The sequence below is a fragment of the Vicinamibacterales bacterium genome, assembly GCA_035699745.1.
Classification (GTDB): Bacteria; Acidobacteriota; Vicinamibacteria; order Vicinamibacterales; family 2-12-FULL-66-21; genus JAICSD01.
Genome location: DASSPH010000005.1, coordinates 75,599 through 98,443 on the forward strand (window position 1 = coordinate 75,599; position 22,845 = coordinate 98,443).

Consider the following 22,845-nt stretch of genomic DNA (forward strand, 5'->3'; position numbering starts at 1 on the left):
TTGCAGTCTACCGGCTTCATCTTCCGTCTCCGCCGCGGCGCCGTGCTCGCGCTCGCCGCGATCCTGTTCGCCGCCGCGCGTGCCGATGCGGCAGGCGCGACGGTGTTTGGTCCGCGCACGTTCACGCGCGCCACCGGCACGCCGGTGGTGGAGCGCGTCTCCTTCCCCGCCCCGCCCGGCAGCTACATCGTCCGCATCGAATCGATCGGTACGGCGAGCGCGGTAGTGGCGGTCAACGGGCAGGACATCGCGATCCCCTCGCAGTTCACCCCGTCGGTGAAGCTGCTGCTGCGGCCGGTGACGCTCGTCGCGGACAACACCCTGTCGGTCGAACTGGCCAGCGAGCCGGGAAGCCGGCTGCGCATCTCGATCGTGAAGGACGAATCGCAGCAGCCGAAGATCGTCGCCGCGATCTCGCCGCTGCCGAATGCCGCCGGATGGAGCCGGGCGGACACGACGGTCAGCTTCACGTGTACCGCTGCCGCCCCGTATCCGGGCACGCCGCCGCCGGCGATCGCATCGTGCACCGCACCGGTGAAGCTCACGACCGAAGGGGCGCGTCAGGCGATCAGCGGGACCGCCATCGACTCGCGCGGCAACACGGTCACCATCACCGTCACGCTGAACCTCGACAAGACAGCGCCGTCGATTGCGCCCGCGATTGCCCCCGCCCCCAATACCGCCGGGTGGCACCAGACAGCGCCGACCGTGTCGTTCGCCTGCGGCGACACGCTCTCCGGTCTCGCGTCATGTACGCCGCCCCAGGTCGTGAGCCAGGACGGCGCCGGCATCGTCATTCCCGGCAAGGCGGTCGACATTGCCGGCAACGAAGCGATCAACGCGGCGACGCTGAACGTCGATCGCATTCCGCCGACCATCGCGGCGCAGTTGAGCGCCCCCGTTCCTCCGGGCGGCTGGTTCAACGCCCCGGTCACGATCACGTTCGTCTGCGCCGACACCGGATCCGGCGCGGCGGACTGCCCGCCCGCGGTCACGGTGTCCACCGACGCGGTGAATCGCGCGATCGCCGGAACGGTCGCCGACCGCGCGGGGAACGCAGCCTCGGTGACGCAGATCGTCAACGTCGACGTGACCGCGCCGCAGCTCGTGGCCCGGGTGCAGCCCGCCGCCGGGCCGGGCGGCTGGCATCGCGGCGACGTCACCGTCACCTTCGAGTGCACCGACGCGGCCTCGGGCGTGCTCGACTGCCCGCAGCCGCGAACCATCGCGGCCGAAGGGAAGGAGCAGTCCGTTTCCGCCGACGTGCGCGACAAGGCGGGGAACACGGGCACCGCGTCCGTTCTCGTCAGCATCGATCGATCGAAGCCGTCGATCGCGGCGTCGATCGAGCCGGCCGCGAACGCCGACGGCTGGCACAACGCACCCGTCACCGTCACCTTCACGTGCGGCGATGCGCTCGCCGGAATCGCCACGTGTCCGAGCCCGATCACCGTCACGGCTGATGGGGCCGGGCAGACCATCAGTGGCACCGCCGTCGACAACGCCGGCAACAGCGAGACCGCGGCCGTGACGCTGAACGTGGATCTGACGCCGCCGTCGATCGCCGGCACCGCGACGGCCGCCGGCGTGAGCAATGGCGATGTCACCGTGCACTTCGAGTGCAGCGATACCGGATCGGGCATCGCCCTGTGTCCGCCGGATCAGATCGTCACGACCGAAGGAATGAACCAGACGATCGTCGGCACGGCCCGTGACAAGGCCGGCAACACCGCCGTCGCGACGGTGGTCGTCAGCCTCGACCGAACCAAGCCGGGCATCGCCGCGGCGACCGCGCCCGCCGCGAACGCCCACGGCTGGCACAAGACGGACGTGGACATCACGTTCACGTGCAGCGACAGCGGATCCGGCGTCGCGCAGTGTCCGGCGCCGGTGCACGTCGATACCGAGGGGGCGGGACAGGCGTTCTCGGGTCAGGCCAGAGACAACGCCGGCAACGCCGCCTCGGTGACGACGACGATCAACGTGGACAAGACCGCGCCGTCGATCGTGGCGGCCGCCTCGGCGACGGGGTGGACGAGCGGCGACGTCACGGTCACGTTCACCTGCTCGGACGCGCTGTCGGGGATCGCCGGATGTCCGGATCCGGTCGTCGTCTCGTCGGGCGGCGCGCGCGAGATCTCGGGCACGGCGATCGACAAGGCCGGCAACCTCGCGTCCGCCAGCGTGCAGGTGATGATCGATCGGACGGCGCCGTCAGTGGTGGCGGCCCCGGATCGCGCCGCGAACGCGAACGGTTGGTACAACGCGCCGGTCACCGTCGGTTTCACCTGTAACGATGCCGAGTCGGGGGTCGCCAGCTGTCCGGCACCGGTTCAGCTGACCGCAGAAGGCGCGGCCGTGGATGCCGGCGGCACCGCGGCCGATCATGCCGGCAACCAGGCGGCCGCCTCTCTGGTGCTGCGGATCGATCGCACCGCGCCCACGATCCAGGCGGTGACCAGCCCCGCTCCCAATCACACCGTCGTCGTGACGTTCACCTGCGATGACGGGCTGTCGGGGATCGACGTCTGTCCTGCGCCGCAGACGGTCTCCGGCGACGGCGCCCACAAGGTGCACGCCGAAACGATCGATCGCGCCGGCAATCAGGCCGCGATCGACGTGGACGTCGCCATCGACGTCGTCCCGCCGGTGGTTGCGGCGGCCGCGACGCCGCCGGCAAACGCTGCCGGCTGGCACCGCACGCCGGTCACCGTCACGTTCCAGTGCAGCGACGCCGGATCGGGCGTCGCCGAGTGTCCGGCGCCGCGGCTCGTGGACAGCGACGGCGCCGGGCAGATCGTGAGCGGCACCGCGGCCGACAAGTCCGGCAACACCGCGACCGCGTCGCTGACGATCAATCTCGATCGCGGCGCGCCGGCGCTCTCCGTCTCGAGCCCCGCCGACGGAGCGATCGTTGCCGTTGCCGCGCAGCGGATCACCGGCAGTGCTATCGACACGCTGTCGGGTCTGCAGTCGATCACGTGCGCCGGGACTGCCGCATCGCTCGGCCAGGCGGGCTTCACGTGCGATGTGTCGCTCGCCGCAGGCCCGAACGCGCTGGCGATCGTCGCGACGGACAAGGCCGGCAACAGCGTCACGCAGACGCTCCACATCACCCTCAGCGGCAACCATCCGCCGACCGCCGGCCCCGGCGGTCCTTACAAGGGGCAGACCGGGCAGACGGTCACGTTCAGCGGCGCGGATTCGAACGATCCCGACGGCGATCCGCTGACCTACGCGTGGAACTTCGGCGACGGGTCCACCGGCAGCGGCATTCAGGCGACGCACACCTACAGCGAGCCGGGCACCTTCACGGTCACGCTCACCGTCACCGATTCGAACAAGACGAGCGGAAGCGCGACGACCACGGCCGTCATCGCGCGACCCAACCGGGCGCCGACGGCTGCCGCCGGCGGGCCCTATTCGGGTGACGCCGGCGCGACGATCGCATTCTCGGCATCGGGCTCGTCGGATCCGGACGGCGATTCGCTCACGTATGCGTGGACGTTCAGCGACGGCGGAACCGCAACCGGCGTCAACCCGCGCCGTACATATCAGACGGCAGGCACGTTCAGTGCGACGGTTACGGTTTCGGATGGACGCGGCGGTTCCGCGAGCGCGACGGCGTCGATCACCATTACCGCGGCGAACCGGTCGCCGCAGGCGCAGATCGGCGGACCGTATTCGTCCGAGGCCGGCACGTCGATTTCCTTCAGCGCCGCCGCCTCCAGCGATCCCGACGGCGATGCGCTCACCTATGCGTGGACGTTCGGCGACGGGACGACAGCGGCGGGCGCGGCGCCGTCACATGCGTATGGCGCGGCCGGAACGTTCACCGCGACGGTCACCGTATCGGACGGCCGCGGCGGGTCGAGTTCGGCGTCGACGCTCGTCGCCGTCACTGCCGCGAACCGCGCGCCATCGGCCAATGCCGGCGGCCCGTACACTGCCAAGGTCGGCGAATCGATCGCCTTCAACGCGTCGGCGTCGAGCGATCCGGACGGCGACGTCCTGACGTTCTCATGGACGTTCGGGGACGGCCGCAGCCGCACCGGCGCGCAGCCGTCGTATGCCTACGACGCCGCGGGCACGTTCACGGCGACGGTGACCGTCAGCGACGGACACGGCGGATCGAACGCGGCATCCGTTCCGGTGACGATCACCACGTCCACTCCAGGCGCCAACCGCCCGCCTGTGGCGCACGCCGGCGGCCCGTACAGCGGCGAAGCGGATCTGCCGGTCACCTTCAACGGCTCGCTGTCGAGCGATCCCGACGGCGACGCGCTCGTCTATGCCTGGTCGTTCAGCGACGGGGCGACGGCAACGGGGAAGCAGGTCGCGCACGTGTTCACGACGGCGCAGTCGCACACGGCGACCCTGACGGTGACCGACGTCCATCAGGCGTCCGCGCAGGCGACCGTCACCGTTCCGGTGTCGCCCCGCCTCGATCGCGCCCCGCCGGTCGCCTGGGTACATGCGCCGCGCGAGGTGCTCCCCGGCACCGACGTCACGATCTCGGCGACCGCGAGCGACGACGTGGGCGTGGCGAGCGTGCGTATCGAGGTGGACGGTGCCGGCGGTGTCGACCTGCCGTCCGCCCCCTATCAGCGCACCGTGCGCATTCCCGACGTCGCGGCGCCGGGCGGGACCATCGTCGCACGCGCGATCGCCCGCGACGCCGCGGGCAACGCCGGATCGGCGTCGGTGACGATGACCATCGCGTCGCAGCCCGACGCCACGCCGCCCACCGTGTCGTTGTCGCACGCCGCCGAGACCTCTCCGGGCGCGGTGCTGCGTCTCGTCGCACAGGCGCAGGACGCGGTCGGCGTCGCCAGGGTCACGTTCTTCATCAACGGCGCTGCGGCCGGCATCGACGAGGCGGCGCCATACGAGTTCACGTATCAAGTCCCCGCGAACACGCCGCCGGGAACGACGATCGCAGTGGCGGCCGACGCGTATGACTTCGCCGGCAACAAGGGACGCGCGCAGGGCAGCGTTCCGGTGACCGGCAACGAAGACACCACGCCGCCGGCGTTGACGTTCACCGCCCCCGCGCAGGTCCTCGCTGGAACGTCGATCGCGTTGAACGCCACGGCCACCGACGCGAAGGGCATCGCCGCGGTCGTGTTCCTCGTCGACGGGGCCGTCGTCGCGACGATCACGATGCCGCCTTACCAGGCGGCTTTCAGTGTGCCGGCCGGCTTGCCCGCCGGTGCGCATCTCGCACTCGAGGCACGCGCCTCGGATCTCTCCGGGCTCGAATCGGTCAGCAGCAAGGATGCGCTCGTCGTCCCCGCCGACGCCGGAGCGGGGCTGATCACCGGTGAAGTGTTCGACGACACCACGGGGCTGCCGTTGAGCGGCGTTGCTGTCACGCTGGCGGCGGAAGGGTCGGCGCCGGCGGCGGCCACGAACACGGACGATCGCGGACGCTTCGCGCTGACCGCGCCGGGCGGCGCCGCCGTGGTGCAGATCGCCCGCGCGGGCTGGACCGGCGTCGAGCGCGCGGTCGCGGTCACTGCCGGGAGTGTGACCGAGATCTTCGACGCGCGGCTCACGCCGCTGAACGAGGCGGTGAACGTCACCCCGGTGCTGGGCGGAACGCTGCGCGCCGGCACCGCGTCGCTGACGGTTCCGGCCGGCGCACTCGCTGCGGCGACACCGATGTCGCTGACCAGGGTTGGGGTGCACGCCCTGCACGGGCTCACACCGCTCGGCTGGGCGCCGCTCGCGAGCTATGTGGCGTCGCCCGCCATTCAATTCGCGCAACCTGCCACGCTCGACATTCCGCTGCCGGCCGGACTCGCGGCCGGCGCGAAGCTGACGCTCGCGCGCTGGGACCCGGCCGCGACGGCGTGGCGCGCCGTCGCCATCCACGATGTCGCCGCCGGTGAGACGAGCGCGGCAGCGGCGGTCGAAGTCGCGGGCGCGTATGCGTGGCTGCGCGCGGACACCCAGCCGTCGGCGCCTCCGCAGCCCGCCGCCGGCGAGCTGGTCACGGGCGTGGCTCCGGTCGCGATCGGCGCGGCCGCGCTGGCGACCGTGACGCCGCAGCCCAAGGTGATCTTCTATCAGCCGGGCGTCCGGTCCGACGTCGAAACGCGCCTCACGCCAGGCACGCCGCTGCCGAGCGGCACCCCGCTGCAGGCGCGCATCACCGAGCAGTACCAGTTCCGCAACGACACCATCGTCCAGCCGGAATCGTCGGTGCAGGACTTTGCGTTCTTCCAGAGCGGCGCCGCGCTGATGGCGGCGTACCCGGTCACGCCGTCGCTGACCTTCGAGGCCGCGACGTTGAAGACCGGCACGATCTCCGTCGAAGCGATCACGCCGAAGGCGGCCGGCGGCTCGGCCGTCGTCGGCGCCGGCGGCGGCCACGCGGAGACCGCGAGCGGGGAAGCAATCGACGTCGCGCCGGAGTCGACGTCCGGCACCCTCGCCGTGCAGATCGACGCGCTCGCGGCCGCGTCTCTGGGTGTGGCGATCCCAGGCGGCCTCACGTTCGTCGGCGGGGCAGCGGTCACACTCGCGGGCGGATCGCTGATCGCGCCGGCGTCCCTCTCGGTCCCGACGCCCGCCGGGCTCGACGCGCAGTCACAGATTCTGCTGCTCAAGCTGGTCGAGATCGGCGGCACGACCGAGTACGTGCTCGTCGGGCTCGGCAGCGTGAGCGGCGAGCGGGTGGTGTCGTCGTTCGTGCTGCCGAAGAACAAGACGCCGTTCGAGGGGGTGCTCTCCGGCGGCCGCTACGTCTTCGCCCGCGCGGCCGCTCCACTCGGGTTTGCGGCAGGGCAGGTGATCGGCGCCGACAACGCCGTGCTCGCCGGCGCGCGCGTCGCGGTCAACGACCTGAAGGTCATCGCGATCTCCCGGCCGTCGGGTTACATCGCGGCCGGCAAGGTGGGGCCGCTGACCGTCACCGCGCTCGACCTGGCCCGCTCCGACGCCGCCAGCGTCACGGGGCAGCTGGCGACCGCAGGTGACGAGCTGGCGATCGACGTGCGGATCGTCCCGCAGCCGCTGCGGGTCGCATCGATCCAGCCCGCTTCGGGGGCGCGGAACGTGCCGCTGTCGTCACCCGTCACGGTCGTCTTCTCGAAGCCGGTCGACCCGGCCTCGCTGACGGGCGCGAATGCGGGACGGCTGTCATTGACCTCGCCGGCGGGACCGATCGCCGGGACCATCAGCCTTTCGGCCGCGAACACGGTCGTGACGTTCTGGCCGGCCGCGCTGCTCGATTCGAACGTCACCTACACCTTCACCGTCGCGAAGGAGGCGAGCGACGCGGCAGGCCGCCAGATGACCGCGCCCGCGACGATCACGTTCACCGCGATCAATACCGCGCCGCCGCCCCTGCCCCCCGCCGGCAGCGTGACGGCCACCATTCCCGCCGGCGGCGTCACGACGGTTCGCGGCACGCAGGGCACCGCCGGCGCACACGACACCGTCTGGATCGAGAACCTGACCACCGGTGCGGTGGCGCCGGTGCTGCTCGATCCGAACGGCGGCTTCGAGGTCAACGTGGCCGCGTCGCGCCGCGACAGGCTGCGGCTGCGGATCGTCGGGGCATCCGGCATCGAGACCGTCTACGCGCTGCCGCTCTTCTCGCAGACGAACGGCGACGGCAGCGTCACCGCCGCCGTCGAGGCCGAGGGCGGCCGCGTCGAAGGGCCGAACGGCACGTTCGTCGAGATGAAGCCGGGCACGTTCCCGGACGGCGCGCTGGTGACCATCCGCAGCATCGTCGAAGCGGCGTTCCCCGTGCAGATGGACACCGAACAGAAGAAGGTGTTCGGGTACGCCGGCGGCGTCCAGGTCGACTTCAACGGCGCGGCCCCGGCCAAGTACGTGAACGTCGGCGTCGCGGCAGCGCCGGGCGATGCCGCCGCGGATCAGTGGATCGTCGGCCAGGTCGTGAACGCCGGCGGCGTCCAGTCGCTGAGCGTCGTCGACACCGCCAAGCTGATCGACGGCCGCGTGCGCACGTCCTCGCCGCCCTGCCCCGGCGTCACTGCGGCTGGCGTCTACGGCTTCTACAAGTCCGCGAGCACGGTCGGGCTGAACTACGCGCTGATGTCGTCGAGCCAGTACGGCGGGCTGCGGGTCGACGTGACGATTCCGTTCATGACCTCGGCGTTCGTGTTCCCGTTCGCCGCGTTCTCGTACGACGTGCCGATGCCGATCTGCTTCCCGGTGCTGAGCGGGCGCGTCACCGTCGTGCCGAACACCCAGACGGTGCAGATCGAACGCGGCGTCCTGGCGCCGGCGGATCGGGAGATCGCGGTCCGCAATGCGCTGGCCGGGACGGAAGCGCACTTCGCCCGGAACATCCTCGAGATGAAGTTCACCGTCGCCGGCGCCGCCGGTGACGAGATCCAGGTCTTGCTGCAGGCGGCGGACGGATCGCGGACACCCGCGCCCGCCGTCAGCGTCGTCGCCGACGCGAACGACAAGCTGATCGTCGCCATCGACGCCGACGCGGTCACCATGGCGATCGCGCGAGTCGTCGTGAAGAACACGACGCGCTCGACCGAGACCCAGTTCGGCGCCGAGCAGATGCGGATCTCGCTGCCGGTCACCGGCGCCGCCGACGATCTCTACATCGTCTCGGCGATCGACGACACCGGCGCGGCGCGCACCCTCGAAAAGGGCACGCAGTGGACGCTGCTGTCGCCGAACGGCCCCGGCAACCTGCTGGCCCGCGCCGTCGAGGGGACCATCGATCCCACGATGGCGGAGATCCTCGCCTACAACGCCTCGCACCCGCAGAACCCGCTGCCGCTGTCGCGCGCCCGCACCAAGGTCGAGCTGATCAACGAGAGCCGCACGCCGGCGCTGGTGATGGAGATCCCCGCGGCCCGCATCGTCAACGGCGGGTTCAGGTTCGCGTTCGACGGGCTGATGTCCGACACCTTCGCGATCCGCGTCTCGTACGAATCGGCGCCGCAGGACTACCAGCGCATCCCGAACTTCAGGATCGAGGTCAGGAACCCGATCACCGGCCGCGTCGTGAAGACCCTGACGACGCAGGCGCCGCCGCGGGACGAGCCGCTCAACCTCGGCACGATCACGGATGACGAGCAGGCCCCGATGCTCATCGGGTCCCCCGCCCGGCTCGACCGGTTCGATCCCGCGTCGCCGCTGACGTTCACGTTCTCCGAAACGATGAGCCCGGACTCGATCAAGGCCGCGGCGGTCGTGGAACGCGTGAGGACCGTGAACGGTTCGAGCGTCCGGGAGCGCGTGCGCGGCACGTGGCGCGTCTACGACAACGGCCGCACCGCCACCTTCGTGCCGGAGAGCGCGCTGGGCATCGGCGAGGAATACTCCGTTACGTTCTACGGAAACGACGCGCTCAACACCACCGGCCAGACGGTGCGCGACGCGTCGGGCAACGCGATCGCGACCACGCGCCTCGCGATCAGGACGTTCACGCCAAAGCTCGTATCGACCCTCTCGGTAGGCCGCGATGGACGGCTGCTCGAGCCGATCCGCCACGTGACCTTCACCCGCAAACCGGTCGACGGCACGCTCAGGACGTTCCTGTTCGCAACCACCGAGAGCCGCACCGGCTACAAGTTGTTGTCGATCGACGCAACCAACGCCGAGCAGCCGGCGGAGCAGCAGTCGGCGTTCGGCGGCCAGGGGAAGAAGCGCGTCACGCTCGTGCCGGACGTCGGCAGGAACGGCAACGGCGCGATCAACTACCGCGAGCCGATTCAGGCGGGCGCCTGCGGCGCCGGCACGCAGTTCGCCGGCGACCTCGCCATCACCACGTCGTCGGTCGTCGAGTACAGCTACCTGTCGTTCTTCGACGTGACCAGGCCGGACGCGCCGTGCCTGATCGGCAACAAGCTGCTCAACGCCACCCCGGACTTCCTCAACGACTTCACGCGGCCCGGCACGGTTCACCAGATGGGCTTCGCCGAAGGAGTCGCCTGGATCCGGCACAGCACCGGCCTGGCCGCGTATGCGGCGGTGCGCGAGGTCGGCATCATGGCCGCCGACGTCGGCAAGAACCTGCCCGAGCCGGTTCCGCAGCAGCGCCTCAAGGAGGGCATCTACCCGGGCGACTACTGGGACGTCATCAGCGTCGAGGACCGTCTCGTCGCCGCCGAACGCTCCGCGCAGCGGATCGACATCCTCGATCCGAACCTGGCGCCGCTTGCCTCGGTCGATCTGAGCGACGCGCCGCGCCGCCTGCTCTTCGCGCCGGCGTACGGGAGCGATGACGACGAGGACGGCATCATCACGCCGGCAGAGCAGCGCGATCTGCTGTTCGTCGCCGGGACGCGATCGATTCAGATCGTCGATCTCACGCACCGCACCGCGCCGGCCGTGATCGGCCAGATCCTGATGAAGGGCACGGTGCGGGATCTCGATTTCGATCCCGTGAAGCGCCGGCTGTTCGCCGGCGGCACGCTCGACAACGCCGCCGGTCCCGGCGACGGCTTCTTCATCATCGACGTCTCGAAGCCGCTGGCGGCGCCGATCGACGCCGACAGCGACGGCTGGGACGACCGCGTCGTCTACACGCGCCGGTATCCGCAGACGATGAACGGCTTCCGCGTCGACCACGAGCGCGGCCTGGCGTACATCCCGACCTACCCGGACGATTCGCCGAGCGCGAGCGCCGGGCCGGGGCGCCTCGACATCCTGGCGATTTACGACAACTGCTGCGATCTGGGGATCGACTTCACGCGCGTGCCCGTCGCCGAACGGCCTCGCGGCGACCGCACCAGCCTGCTCGCGAAGGAGAAGGAGGCGCTGCAGACGGGCATCGCCGCCGGCCTGGCGAAGGCGGCGGCGGACTGCGCGCTGCCGGTCCAGGCGATCTCGATGATCGAGCAGGGCAGCGGCGCCTGCCTGTGGCGCGGCGACTGCGGCTCGAACTATCAGCCCGGCGTCAGCGATCACGATTTCGAGGTCTTCATCCCGGCCGCGCACGCGGCGGCCGGCGCGTGCACCGTCAAGGCGCTCACCGACGTCTTCATCGATCCGCGGACCAGCGAGCCGCGCCCGATCGCGGTCGGAGACGGGTCGAGAATCGCCTTCGAAGACATCACCTTCTTCCCGGTCGCCCGGGAACTGTTCGAGACCGCCCGGTTCGACGTGAAGCCGCCATCTTCGGGCGGCAGCGATGCCGTCGGCGACATGGGGCTCGGGCGTCGGTCGCTGCTCCTGAAATGGCTGCTCGAAGGGGCGTACGTCACCGGCGTCCCCGGCTTCACGCTGGAGGGGCGAAGCCTGGATCTGATCCTCAACGATCTGAAGCGGGTGACCGGCATCCCGGCGCTCGAGGGCTACGAGTGGTCGAACCTGCAGGAATACGCGCTCGCCAAGTCCAAGGCGTTCGTGCGCGTCGTCGGCGCGTCGAATCAGGACTCCGGGTTCCACGACCTGTTCGTGAAGCAGATGCACGACGCCGGCAAGGCCGGCATCCGCGCGGCGATGGCGCGCATGGTCGCCAGCCCGCAGGCGAACAGGATCCTGCTCGACGTGACTCGCGACGGTTATTCGCGGAACGCCTGCCTGGCCGTGGTGGCGACGATCGTCTACCCGGACAACTGGAAGGAGAAGCCCTGCACCTCGTTCGAGGAGTACATCGCGTCGGCCGCGGCGCGGACGCTGCGCGGCAGCACCCCGGTCCCGCTGTTCAGCCGTGACGAGGTCGTCAACCAGATCGCCCGGTTCTACAAGGTCAAGGCGGATCTCGAGCGCATCGTCACCGACGGCCAGGCCGACGCGTTTGCGGCTACGGTCGCGCAGTTCATCGCGCGCGGCAAGACCGAGACGCTGCCGGTCTACAACCAGACCATCGCGGGCGATCCCGACTCGGCCCAGCGCACGGCGAATCTCTCGCAGGCGCAGCTGAACGTTCAGAAGGCGCTCACGTCGGCGAAGCTGGCGCTGTCGCCGCGCGTCTACAACCGCGGCTTCAGGGCGGGCCAGAACGTCCGCATCGGGATGTACAAGTCGGATGCGCCCGGCAGCGGCAGCCTGGAAAAGGAGATCCGGCAGGACGTGCCCGGCGGCGACGACCGGACGATTTCGTGGGAGCGGAACAGCGACGGTTCGCTGGTGCTCGCGAACGGCCAGGCGGTCCCGGTGTTCAGCCTCAAGGTCGATCAGACCGCGGGCTTCAATCAGGCGCACGGCGTGTCGTTCGTCATCGACCTGCCCGACAAGTCGGTGAAGGAGTCGAACCGCCAGAACAACCTCGGCGGCTTCTTCTACTACGTCGTCGATCGGCTGCAGCCGCAGGGTCCGGCGACGCCGGCGAGGCCGCATGTGCCGCTGCCGGGCGGCAGCCTGCTCGACCCCGATGCCGCGTGCCTCGCCGGAGCCGAGCTGTCGATGTCGCAGGTCGTCACGCTCGACGGCGCGCCGCTCGGCGGCGACGCGACGGTCGCGTTCGGCGAGACGCTGACCATCACGCTGACGGCGCAGAACCTGTCGTCCGAGCCGGCGCAGGACGTCGTGGTGTGCAGCAACATCACGAACCAGTGCTACAACCTCGGCCTGATCGGCGCCGGCCAGTCGGCGAGCAAGGTCGTCACCTTCACCGCACCGAGCAAGGGGCTGATCATCGACGGCGCGGCCACCGTCTACACGCCGTCGAGCGGCGTCATCGAGGGCTCGACGACGCGCGTCGTCGTCGGCTGCGAGAACTACGCGATCGTGCCGCTGCCCTACAACCCGGAGACCTCCGAGGTGCAGATGGGCGGCTCGGCGTATCGCTATTACCGCATCGTCAACAAGCGGACCGGCGCGCCGATCGCCAACGCCACCGTGGCGGCGGAGGTTGCCGGGACGTTCGGCTCGACGTTCCAGCGGCGATCCTTCACCTTCACGACCGGGACGCTGGGCGAGATCCAGACCGGCGCCGAGACCGGCCTCAAGCTGACGCCGGATTCGAGCTGGCTCTCGCTGATCGTCGGCGCGGAGTACGACGTCACCATCACGTCGGTGAACGGCGTGGCGCCGGCCTGCACGGTGCCGGAGAAGTTCACGCTGACGGTGAAGCCGCGGGACTACACGCTGGCGTATTCGCGCGGCACGGAGATCAAGGGCTCGGCCGGCCTGATGTTCAGTGTCGAAGGGGGCGTCGAAGCCGGCACGGAGATCGAGAAGGAGGTCAACGGCACGGCCGGCGACACGTCGCTCTCGATCAGCCAGAGCTTCCAGACCAGCGGCAAGTTCGGCGTCGAGTTCAGCCTGTTCAAGCTGAAGGCGGGGCTGGGCGTCGGCCAGGTGAGCGGCGGAGCGAAGGTCGGCACGTCGGATCGCGCCTACGCCGGCAAGGGCGTCAAGCTGTCGTTCCCGTATCCGCTGGACGAAGACAAGAGCTGCGCGATCGCCAACCTGACGCTGTCGGGCATGTTCCAGGTCCATCCGATCTTCACCAAGCTGATCGACCTGGCGCGGACGCGGCCGTGCGCCGACCTGACCAGGTACGTCACCTCGACTTCGACCGAGTTCGGCCACGAGGCGAACGAGTCGGCGGGGGTGAAGCTCAATTTCGGACGGCCGGCACCGGGCTTCGGCGATGCCGACAAGGAGATCGGCGTCGACTTCGGCGTCTCGGCGGCGAACGGCTTCAGCATCGGCGCGAAGAACGCGTTCGGCTATGCGCTCAGCGACGCCGGTGCGCTCACCGTCAAGTCCACCACGGAGAGCTACACGCTCAAAGGAGGCATCGACTTCTCGGCGGGCCTGAGCCTGATGCCGCAGGACCGTCCGGAAGAGGAAGGGGAGAAGGACAAGGCGGGCGAGGCCGAGGTTTCGTTCTTCAAGAAGTCGCTCGACGTCAACACCTCGTTCTCCGGCAACACCAGCTACAGCGTCGCGTTCACCACCGACCTGAGCAAGCTGCGCGACGGGCTGAAGCCGAACAGCATCTCGATCGGCTACTCGGGTCCGAAGCGCTGGGGCTGGAAGCGGGACCTGGCGGGCGCCGAGACGAATCTCGGCAACGGCTTCACCGGCAGCTACAGCTACTCGCTCGAGACGCCGGAACTGGTCGACAAGGCGATCGAAAACCTCGCCAATCTCGACACCATCCACAAGGCGAGCGCGCGCACCAACATGGCGAACCAGCGTCTCGGGCTGACGCCGACGCTGCTCAACCAGGAACTCGGCACGTTCTCGCAGGTCTTCTACGACACGCCGATCCCCTACACCGTCTCCAGGGAGAAGGGCAGCGGCTTCACCGTGCCGTTCGGCCTCGAAGGGGAAGCGCTCGGCCTGAAGCTCGGGTTCGGCATCGACTTCAAGAGCGAGAGCAAGGTCGGCTGGACCAGGGAGAAGGGCATCCGCTTCCGCGGCCGCAACATTCCGCTCGAGTCGTATGGCGACACCGAACCGGCGCCGGCGGACTTCGGCCTGTGGGACACCATCCGGCAGACGTGGAAGGCGCTGCTCACCAGCTTCGCGACCGACTTCTCGGACGTGCAGGCGCGGATCGTTCGCGGCGCCGAGCAGTTCGTGAAGCTGCAGTCGCAGTTCACCGCGACGATGATGATCGACAGCACCCGACTGCCGGATGGCACGGACGTGCGGCTGCTGTCGTGGCGCTTCACCCCGGCCACGGTCCCGGCGAAGGACTACCGCTACATGCCGGCCGACAGCGCCGGCGCCGCTGACGCGCCGCATTACGGGATCGGCGGCTTCCACCAGTTCGCGCCGGACGGGCTCGATCTGGGCGGCCCGACCTCGCTGGTCATCGACTATCACGATCAGGACGTCGCCGGCCTCGACGAATCCACGTTCGCGATCTACGCGTGGAACAGCGAGACCGGCGACTGGGATCACATCGGCGGCACCGTCGACACCGCGGCGAACACCGTCACCACGACGGTGACGAAGTTCCGGCTCTACACCATCGGCGCCGCGATGCCGGCCCGCGCGGTCACGCTCGCGGCCAGCGGCGGCGGGCTGATCGGCGGCCAGGAATCGGGCAAGCGGCGGTTCACCGTGACCGCGTCCGGCTTCGTGCAGAACAACGGCGCCGCCGTGCCGAACGGGACGATGTACACGGTGCGCAGCGCGCCGCAGGACGGCTCGGCCCTCGTGCAATACGGAACGATTCTGACGGCCGACGCGGATCCGTCGACGGAAGGCATTCAGGTGCAGGTGACCAACGGCGCCGCCACGTTCGAGATCGAGTTCAACAGCCCGTTCGGCGCCTACGCGCCGGCGCGGGCGATCATCTATTCGACGAAGGGTACGGCGTTCGGCGAAACACTCCTCGCGGCGCCGGCGGCGGGAGGTGGCCTGTGACGCGCCTCACCTGCCGTTCGCTTCGGATCCTCGCGGCGTCGCTCCCGATCGTGGTGATGCTGGCGAGCGGCGCGGCGCTGCACGCCCAGGGCTCCGCGCCGCAGCGCGTCCTCGGCCGCGAGGACATCACGCTGTATGGCATCGGCCTGAAGGTCGAACCGGGGTATCAGACGATCCCGAGGAACATCGCGACGATCGTCAGCACCTTCCTGCAGGCGCCGACGCTGCCCGCGGGCCTGCCCCCCTTCGCGCCCGACGCGGAAGTCGTCGCCACGCTGCGCGGGCCGAGCCTGCAGGCGCCGCTCGAGCTGCGCGTCAAGCCGAACACGCCGTTCAATATTCCGCCGCTGACGGTCGCCGGCGCTCACCTGCTCGAGAACATCCGGCTGATCAGCGGCGGTGAGGTGCTGCTCCGCGCGACGCCGGGACACGTCACCATCGACGTCATCGAGAAACTGCTCGTCACCCAGGTGACGGCAAAGGCGCTGACCGCCGCCGAAGTCCGCGCCGCGGGCATCGTGTTCGATCCGTCGAACTTCCAGGCCTACAACTTCTCGGCGGCGTTCGCGATCGCCGATCAGCCCATCCAGCTCAACTTCCCGGTGGTGCTGCCGCGGCTCGACCCCGTCACCGACAGCGGCTCGTCCACGACGACGATTCCCACGATCGCCGGCGCGTCGCTGCCGACGCTGGCCACCATCATTCCCGACACGCTGAAGCTGCAGCGGCAGATCCCCAATCTCAGCGTCGTGGGATTCACGCTGAAGGTCCCGACCCTCAGCGGGCAGAACTTCGTCGTCCCGCCGATTCCAGGCGTGGTGGTGATCCCGGGCGACATCGGGTTCCTGAATCAGTACTTCAGCGTTCTGCTGATGGTCGGCAACGTCGCGCCGTCGGGCTCGAACCTCGTGGTCACGAACCTGAAAGCGGAGATCGTCCTGCCGCCCGACAGCAACGGCGCGGCGAACAGCCCATACGCGCCGCTGGCGATGGCGAAGACGGCATATGGCGAATCGCCGCGGATTCAAGCCATCGCGCAGCCGGGAGCCGACGGCAAGGTGGGCACCGCCGATGACATCCCAAGCCTCGGTCCGGGCGAGAGCGGCAACGCCGAGTACCTCGTCGAGGGCCGGCGCGAGGGCAGCCACGTCGTCGAGATGCACATCACCGGAACCCTGAACGGCCTGCCGGTCGGCCCGGTCAGCATCACCGGGCGCGCCGCCGGTGCGGTGCTGGTGCGGAACCCGAACTTCACGCTGACGTTCACGCATCCGGACGTCGTCACGGCCGGCGAGCCCTACACGCTCGACGTCACCGTCTCGAACACGTCGGCCGCGCCGGCGAACTTGGTGAGCGTCAACCTCTATCCCCGCAACATCAGCGGTGCGACGGTCGTGGGGGATGCGTCGAGAACCGTCGAGACGATCGCGCCCGGCGATTCGGCGACGCTCACGTTCAATCTGATCGCAAAGAGGAGCGGCAAGGTGACCGCGGCGACGCTGGACTCGGGCGACAACGTCGCCGGCCGGTTCTCGCTGAAAGCGGCAGTCGGCGAGCTGGGTGTCCCGCTGTCGCCGGATTCGCTGGTGCTCCCGAAGGAGGCCAACGGGCTGCGCCTGCCCGGCGACAATCCGGACGATCTGAAGCAGGCGGCGCTCGGGCTGCTCGGCAAGGCGCACGCGGTCGCGACCGCGCCGGCGGCGGCGCTGCCGTCCGACGTGCGCCGCTTCTCGAAGAAGATCGTCATCGATCGCGCGATTCAGGTCGCCGAAGCCGGCCTCCGCGTCTCGATCGGCGAGCCGCTGCCGACGAGCGCATCCCAGTTGCTGATGGATTTCATGGGCAGCGACGTCTCGCGGCTCGCGTCCCTGTATCCCAAGCCGTCCGATCAGGCGTTCGAGCGCGACAACTTCGAGGGCTTCGACGAGCTGCGGCGCAGATCGATCCGCGGCGACCAGTTCGCCGCCGCGGTGGGCCGCGCCGTCGCCCCGTCGCTCGCGTCGAAGGGCACGCAGCAGTTCCACTACGACCTCGCGCAGGCGTGGACCTACCGTCCGGGTCACGTCTCCATCCTCGTGTCCGGCAACGGCCAGCCGCTGCCCGCGCGCTTCAGCGTCACCGACGCGCAGAACCGCCGCCTGGGCGCCGCGGCCGCGGACGGCAAGATCCTGAAGGAGATCCCCTTCAGCGACGTCGTCGACTTCACCAACGCCTCGGGCGCGACGATCGCGCGCCTGCTGATCGTCGCGGCGCCGGAGCCCGGCACGTTCCAGATCGCCGCCGCTGCCGGCGCCGGCGCTCCCGGCAGCGCCGGCTACACCGTCAGCGTGGTGTCGCCGGCGGCGGGCGGCAGCCTCCGCCAGGTGACGACGCCGATGCTGGCGTTCCCGCAGCGTCCGGCGACGATCGGTACGACGGGCGACCCCTTCATCTTCACGTTCGCCGACACCGGCGGCGAGATCGTCTCCACCACCACCGCGACCCCGGTCGCCGATCCGGGTCCCACCGTGCTGGCGGTCATCCAGCAGGCGCAGGCAGACGTGCTGCGCTGCGATCTCGAGGATCCCGGAATACCTGCGGGCCGCGTCGTCGCCGTGCTGTTCTCCGAGGAAGTGACGGCCGCAAGCGTCCAGGATCGTCTCGCCTCGGCCGACATCACCAACTACGCCGTGGACGGCAACCGCGTGGTCGGCGTCGCGCTGCAGCCGGGCCGCCGCATCGCGTTCCTCGCGCTGCGCGATCCATTCGGGCCCTTCGTCACGCGCACGATCACGATCTCCAATGTGAAAGACCTGCGCGGCAACGAGATGCTCCCGTGGAGCGGAGCGATGCAGGCGACCGTCGGCATCGACGCCGGCCTGGTGTCGGGCCGCGTGCTGAATGCCGACGGAACGCCCGTGCCGTTCGCCAACGTCCGGCTGTTCGCGCTGCTGGCGTGCGACGTCGAGCCGCGGTGGGTGGGAATCAGCTCGAAGTCGGCCGACGCGAGCGGCAGGTACCAGTTCGACTACGTCACCAGGCTGCCGGAGCGCATCCTCGCCGTCAACCTCGAGACCGGCGAGCTGCGCAACGTGCGGTTCAACGTGCAGCGCGACGGCCAGCAGCTGAACGTCGACATCGTGTTCCTCGGGCGCGGCACGTTCACCGGAACGACGTTCGACGAGCGTGGACGTCCGCTCGCCGGCACCGCGGTCCGCGTCTCGAGCCTGACGGACGGGTCCCAGTACGGCGCCACCACCGACGCGGCCGGCCGGTTCACGATTCCCGGCGTGCCTGTCGGCAATTTCTTCGTCGAGACCGTCAACGTCGCCGCCCACGCCGAGTTTTCGTTCAGCGAGTACATGCCCGGCGCGTCGATGACGGTAACCCGCGACATCACGCTCCTCGACGTCGCGAGGCGCGACGTCACCGTCAAGTTCGGCGCCTTGTCGGGCCACGTGCTGCGGGCGAACGGGCTCACGCCGGTCGCCGGCGTGCCGGTCATCGTCTATTACCAGCACCTCAGTCAACCCGGCGTGGCCTGTCCGGGAACGCCCGCGCCGCCCGAATGCGCCATCGCGATGATGACGTCGGACGGCCAGGGAGGCTTCGCCTTCCCGAAGCTGACCGCCGGAGAGCTCCGGATTCACACCTTCGATCAGGGCGCGTTCGCCGAGGGACAGGCGCGCGTCGTGCTCGCGGCGGACGGCGTCCTCGAGGCCAACGTCCTGCTCGCGAGCGGCCTCGGGACGGTGCAGGGCATCGTGCTCGACGCGGCACAGAACCCGGTCGCCGGCGCCCGCGTCGGCGGCGGGCTCAGCCTGACGACGACGGGGCCCGATGGGACGTTCACGCTGACCGACGTGCCCGTCGGACGCGCGCTGATCGTCGCGGTGAGCGACGCGCTCGGCTCGCGCGGCGAGACGTTCGTCGACATCGTGCGGGCCGGACAGGTGGTGAACGCGACGATCGCGCTGGCGCCCGTCGGCTCGGTGGCCGGCGTCGTCGTGCAGGCCGACGGCGTCACGCCGGTGGCGAACGTGGACGTGTACGTGTTCAAGCGCGACAGCGGCGGCATCGCGGTGGTGGGGACCGCGAAGACGACCGCGAGCGGCGGCTTCAGCATTCCGTCGATCCCCGCCGGCACGTACTCCGTGTCGGCGTTCAGCGCCGGCTTCGCCGACGGCAACATCGTCCCGGCGACGATCAAGTTCCAGGGGCAGACGCTCCGCACGGCGATCCGCTTCCGCGGCGCCGGCGGCAGGATCACCGGCAAGGTGCTGGATGACGACGGCGTGACGCCGCTGAAGGCGCGCGTCGCCGTCTCCGGCGATCAGGTCGTGATTGCCGGCGGCAAGGTCGGCGTGGAATTCCAGCGCGTGAACTACTTCCGCGTCGTGGACACCGACTTCACGACCGGCGCGTTCACCTTCACCAACCTGCTGGTCGGGCCGGTGACGGTCAGCGCGATCGGGCAGTTCAGTCCGGACCCGGTCGCCGCCGACACCATCATCCCGGCGCCGAACGCCGCGGTGACGCTCGATCTGAAGCTGCAGGCCACGTCACAGATCAAGGGTGTCGTGCTGCTGCCCAACGGCGTGCAGCCGGCCGGCGCGAACGTCGTGGTCAAGTACAAGTCGAACGCGTTCAAGGTGATTTGCAGCGCGGGCGGCGGCGAGGAGACCTGCGAGTCCATTCCACAGGGCATCCAGGAGGAGACCGTCGTCACCGATGCGCAGGGGCGCTTCTGGCTGCCGGTGGTGAACGCCGGCACCTTCACGTTGACGGTCGAGGATCCGGCGTCCGGCAGGGTCGGCACCATCCAGGGGAACGTGAAGCCAGGCGAGATCGCGAACCTCTCGGTGCGGCTGTTCGGCGTCGGCGAAGTGACCGTGAAGGTGCTGGGCAGCAACGGCACCTCGCCGATTCCGGGGGCGCACGTCGAGATCGAGCAGCTCGGCTATCCACAGAAGCGGCTCACCTTCACCGCGGACAACACCGGCACGGTGCTGCTGGCGGGCGGCGACGCGCTGGCGGAAGGGGGCTTCGTCATCAAGGCCACCAATCCGGCGAACGGCTTCTCCGGACGCGCGCGCGGGAGAGTTGCCGCGGATGGCGAGCAGGTGCTCGTGAAAGTGTTCCTGTTCGACGCCGCGGGCACGGTCGCGGGAAAGGTGTTCGCGCCGAACGGCTACACGCCGGTGGCGAACGCGGAAGTGATCGTCAGCGGGGCGCAGGGGCCGCTGGCCTACAGCGTGACCGGCGCCGATGGGCAGTACAGCGTCGGGACCGTGCCGGTGGGGCCGGTGATGGTGGAAATCTTCGAGGCCCGCACGGGGCGCCGGGGGAGCGCGTCAGGACGCGTCGACGCCGACGGCCAGCAGGTCACGATCAACGTCGTCGAGGCGGCGATCGGCATGGTCAAGGGGCAGGTGCTGCACCAGGCCACGCTCGATCCGCTCAAGGGCTGGACGGTTTCGCTGACGCAGCAGTCCGCCTCCGGGCTCAGCCTGCCGCAGCTGCAGACCACGACGGGCGTCGACGGCGCCTATTCGTTCCCGGGCGCATCGCGCGGCACCTTCACCGTCGCCGCGGCGAACCGCGACGTCGCGGCCGCCGGGACGGCGCGCGGCGCGATCGAGCGGGAAGGGCAGGTCGTGGACGTTCCCGTGCTCGTCGACATCGTGCGGCCGCTGACGGGCGGCATCACCGGCACGGTGGTGAGCGCGGCGGGCGTACCGGCGGCCAACGCCGCACTCGAGTTCTGTCTTCCGAACCGCTGCGGCGAGGGCAACATGCTGCAGCTCACGGCCGGTGCGGACGGCACCTTCGTCGTGAACGACGTCGCGCTCGGACGTTTCAGCGTCGTGGCCAGGGCACAGGCGTCGGGCGACAGCGGCAGCGCGGTGGGGGAAATCGCGTTCGACGGCGACGTGGCGGCGGTGACGGTGGTGATGAGCGGCCTTGCGCAGGTGAGCGGGCAGGTGGTGCGGGCCGACGGATCGCCCGCCGCCAACGTGCAGGTCTCCTTGAGCGCCTACCCGACGAGCGGCTGCGCGAAGGAATGCCATCAGTCGACGGACGGATCCGGTGGATTCACCTTCCCGAACATTCCGGGGCGCACGTTCACGGTGACGGCAATCGACGCCGGCACTGGATTGAAAGGGGTTGCCGGCGGCTCGTTGAATCCCGGCGAGCACAAGACGCTCCACATCGTTCTCGAGCCCACGGCCATCGTCACCGGCCGCGTGCTGACGTCCGCCGGCCAGCCCGCGCACGGCGCGGTTGCCGAGCTGATTCTGAGCCCGAGCGGCGCCGGCGAGCGCCGTCTCTATCGCGAGACCGGGCCGGACGGCACGTTCGAGTTCCCGGCGGCGCCGTTCGGGCCGTACCGGCTCGCGGTCACGGATCCGATCGGTCCCGGCGTCGCCAGCCGCCAAGGCACCATCGTTGGTCCGCTTGCCATCGGCGACGTGGTGCTCGACGAAGCGCCGCCGCAGGTCGCGTCGCTGGTTCCGGGGGCCGGCTCGCGCGGCGTCGCGCTGGGCTCGAACGTGACCATCACGTTCACCGAGCCGATTCAGCCGGGCACCGTCAACGCCGACACGGTGGTGCTGCTCGGTCCGGACGGACCGGTGCTCGCGACGCGCGACGTGACCACCAACGACACGGTCGTGGTCGTCAATCCGCTCGCCGATCTGAAGGACGAGACCGTCTACACGGTACGTGTCAGCAACGTCAAGGACCGCGTGCAGAAGACGATGCCGGCGCCTCATGCGGCGTCGTTCACGACCGTCGACGTGACGCGGCCGACAGTGGCCGCGTCCAGTCCCGCGGTGTCGGCGAGCGGCGTGTCCATCTACACGCCGATCCGCATCAGGTTCTCCGAGGCGATCGACACCGCGAAGTTCGCCGGCGCCCCGATCGCGGTGAGCGGTCCCGCCGGCGCCATCGCCGGGCAGACGGCATTCCTGTTCGGCAACACCGTCCTCGTGTTCACGCCGAACGTGCCCCTCGCCGAAGACGCGACGTACCAAGTGGCAGTGAAGAAGGCGACGGATCTCGCTGGACTCGAGCAGGCCGCGGCGCTGACCTATGCGTTCAAGACGACCAGCCGCATTCCGCCGACGCTCGCCGACCTCGTGGCCGCCAACAACGGCCAGGTCATCGAAGGGGGCATCGGCCGGGTCCTCGCGACGCCGTCGCCCGCCAGCGACGTCCTCTTCGTCGACTTCTATGTCAACGGCGTTCTGTCGGGGACGGATCGGGGCACGCCCTTCGAGTTCGCGTTCCAGGCGACTCCCGAACTGGGCGCTCCCGGCGCGTCGGTGAGCGTCACCGCGATCCCCACCGACACGTCGGGGAACCGCGGCGTCGTGCCGCGCACCGTCCAGTTCACGATCGTCGCGGATCAGCCGCCGGCGATCGCGCTGGCCGTCACCACTCCCACGGGGACGCTGGCCGCGAAGAATGGCGACCTGATCACCGTCGCGGTCCAGGCGAGTGATGACGTCGGCGTCAAGCAGCTCGGCTATCGCGCCGCGACGGGCAATCCCGTCGACGCGCTCACGAAGTTCTACACGC

2 protein-coding genes (1 of these 2 running past the window's edge) are annotated in these 22,845 nt (G+C 69.9%); both read left to right on the top strand.

Translation table 11 applies throughout. From position 1 onward, the window contains the following. On the top strand, window positions 1-15,282 hold the full coding sequence (locus VFK57_00555) for a PKD domain-containing protein (protein HET7694175.1): 15,282 nt from the start codon (window positions 1-3) through the stop codon (window positions 15,280-15,282). Further along, window positions 15,279-22,845, top strand: partial view of a carboxypeptidase regulatory-like domain-containing protein gene (locus VFK57_00560; protein ID HET7694176.1) — the beginning only. It continues 9,482 nt past the right edge of the window; 7,567 of the gene's 17,049 nt are visible here — the first part of the coding sequence; its start codon is at window positions 15,279-15,281; its stop codon lies beyond the right edge, outside the window. The genes VFK57_00555 and VFK57_00560 overlap by 4 nt, the downstream gene beginning before the upstream one ends.